Raw genomic sequence first — 3,563 nt, forward strand, 5'->3', positions numbered from 1 at the left:
CAGCCGCATGCGCGCCAGCAGCGCCTCGGGCGCCAGCCCGGCCGGCAGCGCGGTGGGCAAGCCGAAGTCGTGCAGCAGCGCGCGCAGCTGCGCGGTGTCCTGCGCGCTGGCCATGCCCAGCCGCGCCGACAGCTCGGCGGCCAGCACCATGCCCACCGCCACCGCTTCGCCGTGGTTGAGGTTGGCGTTGTCCGGGGCGCCGTAGCCCTGTTCGGTCTCGATGGCGTGGCCGAAGGTGTGGCCGAGGTTGAGCAGGGCGCGCTCGCCCTTTTCCAGCGGATCGCGGGCGACGATCTCGGCCTTGTGCTCGCAGCTGCGCGCGATCGCCTGCGCCAGTGCGGCCGGCTCGCCGGCCAGCAGCGCGCGGCGTTCGGCATGCAGCCATTCGAAGAACAGCGGGTCGCGGATGGCGCCGTACTTGATCACCTCGGCCAGCCCGGCGCGCAGTTCGCGCGGCGGCAGGCTGCGCAGCGTGGCGGTGTCGGCCAGCACCGCGCGCGGCGGATGGAAGGCGCCGACCAGGTTCTTGCCCTGCGGGATGTCCACCGCGGTCTTGCCGCCGACCGAGGAATCGACCATCGCCAGCAGCGTGGTCGGCAGTTGCACGCAATCCACGCCGCGCATCCAGCAGGCGGCGGCGAAGCCGGCTAGGTCGCCGACCACGCCGCCGCCCAGCGCCAGCACGCAGGCGTCGCGGGTGGCGCCCAGGGCGGCCAGCGCGGCGATCGCCGCGGCGAAGTGGTCCAGGGTCTTGGAGGCCTCGCCGGCGGGGATCATGAAGTCGCCGATCTGCAACTCCGGGCGTGCCGCCAGCAGCGCGCTGCGAACCTGCGCGGCATACAGCGGCGCCACCTGGCTGTCGCTGAGCAGCAGCACATGGCGGCCGCGCACGTGCGCGGCGAGGGCGGCGCCGTCGTCGAGCAGGCCGGGGCCGATGTGGATGGTGTAGGCCGGGTCGCCAGCGACCTGGACCGTGCGCGATGCTGCGGTCATGCAGTGGGTTCCGGAAGTTTCCACGACGCGGCCAGGCGCACGACCAGCTGCGCGGTGGCCTCGGCCGGGGTGAAGTGGTCGGTGTCCAGGATCAGGTCGGCGACCTCTCGGTACAGCGGTTCGCGCACCGCGTGCAGGTCGCGCAGCACCTGCTCGCGGTCGCCACGCTGCAGCAGCGGGCGGCTGCGGTCGCGGTGCAGGCGCTGCAGTTGCGCGGCCACGCCCACCCGCAGGTACACCACGAAGCCGTGCTCGCGCATCTCGCGGCGGCTGTCGGCGTTGAGCACGGCGCCGCCGCCGGTGGAGATCAGGTGGCCGGGCGTGCTCAGGATGCTTTCCAGCACCGCGCGCTCGTGCTCGCGGAAACCGGCTTCGCCGGCGTGTTCGAACAGCGAGGCGATGCTGGCGCCGGTGCGCTCGACGATGGTCTGGTCGCTGTCGACGAAGACCAGGCCGAAGCGCTCGGCCAGGCGGCGACCGATGACGCTCTTGCCGGCGCCCATCGGGCCGACCAGCACCAGGTTGGGGGCGGGATTCATCCGCCGATGCTAGCAGAGACCGACGCCGCCCCGCGCGCCGCGCGGGCGCGTGCGCGGGGCCTTGCGCGGCGAGGCGTGCGTCGCGCGGTGCATGGCGCGACAATGGCGCATCGTCCGCCGAGTGCCTGTCGCCATGCCCGATCTCTACGCCGAAGCCCTGTCCACGTTCGCCGACCTGTTCGCCGAGGCGCGCACCAGCGACGAGGCCGAATACAACGCCATGGTCGTGTCCTCGGCCACGCTGGAGGCGCGCCCGTCGTCGCGGGTGGTGCTGCTGAAGGCCTACGATGCGCGTGGTTTCGTGTTCTACACCCACCTGGACAGCCAGAAGGGCCGCGAGTTGCAGGCCAATCCGCAGGCCTCGCTGCTGTTCCTGTGGCGGCGCATGCGCGAGGACGGGGTGCAGGTGCGCATCGACGGCGAGGTGCAACTGGTCGCCGCGGCCGAGGCCGATGCCTATTTCGCCTCGCGCCCGCGCATGAGCCAGATCGGCGCCTGGGCCTCGGCGCAGTCGCGCACGCTGGCCTCGCGCGAGGAATTCGAGGAACGCGTGGCCAAGGCCGAGGCCACCTTCGAGGGCCGCGAGGTGCCGCGCCCGGACGGCTGGGGCGGGTTCCGCGTGGTGCCGCGCAGTTTCGAGTTCTGGTACGGCGCCAAGTACCGTCTGCACGAGCGCTGGCGCTACGAGGCCGACGCCGCCGGCCACTGGAGCAAGCGGATGCTGTTCCCGTGAGCGGCGCCGGCCCGGTCTGTCGCGGCACCACCGCCGCGGTGCGCGCGTGCTCGGGCGGGGCGTACTGAGCGTGGGCCCGCAGCGCATCGTCTGCCTGACCGAAGAGCCGACCGAGACGCTGTACGCGCTCGGCGAACAGCAGCGCATCGTCGGCATCAGCGGCTTCACCGTGCGCCCGCCGCAGGCGCGCCGCGACAAGCCCAAGGTCAGCGCCTTCACCAGCGCCAAGATCGGCGAGATCCTCAAGCTGCAGCCGGACCTCGCCATCGGCTTCTCCGACATCCAGGCCGACATCGCCGCCGAACTGGTACGGCACGGCGTGGAGGTGTGGATCGCCAACCATCGCAGCGTCGACGGCATCCTCGACTACATCCGCCGGCTCGGCGCGCTGGTCGGCGCCGGGCCACGCGCCAATGCCTACGCCGACGAACTGCAGCGCGGCCTCGACGCCATCGCCGCACAGGCCGCCGCCTTGCCGCGGCGGCCGCGGGTGTACCTGGAGGAATGGGACGAGCCCATCATCACCGGGATCCGCTGGGTGGCCGAACTGGTGGGCATCGCCGGCGGCGACGATGTGTTCCCGGAACTGTCGGTGCAGCCGCTGGCCAAGGCGCGGATCCTGGCAAACGGCGACGAGGTGGTGCGGCGCGCGCCGGACATCATCCTCGGCTCCTGGTGCGGCAAGCGCTTCCGTCCCGAGCGCGTCGCCGCGCGGCCTGGCTGGTCGGCGATTCCGGCGGTGCGCGACGGGCAGCTGTTCGAGATCAAGTCGCCGCTGATCCTGCAGCCGGGGCCGGCCGCGCTCACCGACGGCGTGCGCGCCATCGCCGACATCATCCAGGCCTGGGCCAGGGGAGTGGGCGCGCGCTAGGGCGGGCCCTCCAGACCAAGAGCCGAACCGGCGCGACGTCCGTGCGTCGCCGCGGCATCGCCCCGCGAACGGACCGCCTCTTCCTCGATCCTGCTTGTGGCGTACGCCACCACGCCGCGGCGGGCGCCGGACGCGACGATTCCGTTAGCCCGGCGCCGGCTGGGTACGGCCGGCGATGCCCAGGCCGAGCAAGGCCATCAGCGCGGCGACGGCGAAAGTCGACAGGTAGGCCGCAGCGGCCGAGTACGCCAGCAGCGCGGCGAACAGCGAGCCGCCGACCGCCAGCGTGGTCGCCACCGCAATCGCCTCGCTCAACTGCAGCGCCGAACTGTTGCGGCCCTGCCGCGCCGGCGGCGACAGGGTCAGGGTCAGCACCGCCAGGGTCGGGTAGATCAGGCCCATGCCCAGGCCGGTCGCGGTCCAGCCG

Annotated in this window: 4 protein-coding genes and 1 pseudogene; 2 read left to right on the forward strand and 3 right to left on the reverse strand. The window is 72.9% G+C overall.

Features of this window, described 5'->3' with window-relative positions; all coding sequences use genetic code 11:
* Both aroB and D180_RS18750 read right to left on the reverse strand, forming a co-directional pair.
* The coding region (gene aroB, locus D180_RS18745; protein WP_017913995.1) for a 3-dehydroquinate synthase at nt 1-993 on the reverse strand (993 nt) is incomplete at its 3' end.
* Nucleotides 990-1,532 (reverse strand): shikimate kinase, encoded by a 543-nt coding sequence (locus D180_RS18750; protein WP_017910873.1) that lies wholly within the window; start codon nt 1,530-1,532, stop codon nt 990-992. The genes D180_RS18750 and aroB, both read right to left, overlap by 4 nt.
* A 133-nt stretch (nt 1,533-1,665) precedes the next feature.
* Between D180_RS18750 and pdxH the strand changes: the two genes are divergently transcribed.
* Both pdxH and D180_RS18760 read left to right on the forward strand, forming a co-directional pair.
* Complete coding sequence (pdxH, locus tag D180_RS18755; protein WP_017910874.1) at nt 1,666-2,265, forward strand: pyridoxamine 5'-phosphate oxidase; 600 nt, start codon at nt 1,666-1,668, stop codon at nt 2,263-2,265.
* 70 nt (nt 2,266-2,335) lie between these two features.
* Nucleotides 2,336-3,136, forward strand: a complete 801-nt coding sequence (locus D180_RS18760; RefSeq protein WP_017913996.1) for an ABC transporter substrate-binding protein — start codon at nt 2,336-2,338, stop codon at nt 3,134-3,136.
* Between the two features lie 144 nt (nt 3,137-3,280).
* Here D180_RS18760 and D180_RS18765 read toward each other — a convergent pair.
* A pseudogene (locus tag D180_RS18765) lies at nt 3,281-3,563 on the reverse strand (MFS transporter); the annotation flags it as partial.

The organism is Xanthomonas sp. SHU 166, from assembly GCF_000364685.1.
GTDB lineage: Bacteria > Pseudomonadota > Gammaproteobacteria > Xanthomonadales > Xanthomonadaceae > Xanthomonas_A > Xanthomonas_A sontii.

Excerpts from the sequence above, each read along its gene's own strand:
- D180_RS18750 (WP_017910873.1), bottom strand. The coding sequence starts at position 1,532 with ATGAATCCCGCCCCCAACCTGGTGCTGGTCGGCCCGATGGGCGCCGGC.
- pdxH (WP_017910874.1), top strand. The coding sequence starts at position 1,666 with ATGCCCGATCTCTACGCCGAAGCCCTGTCCACGTTCGCCGACCTGTTC.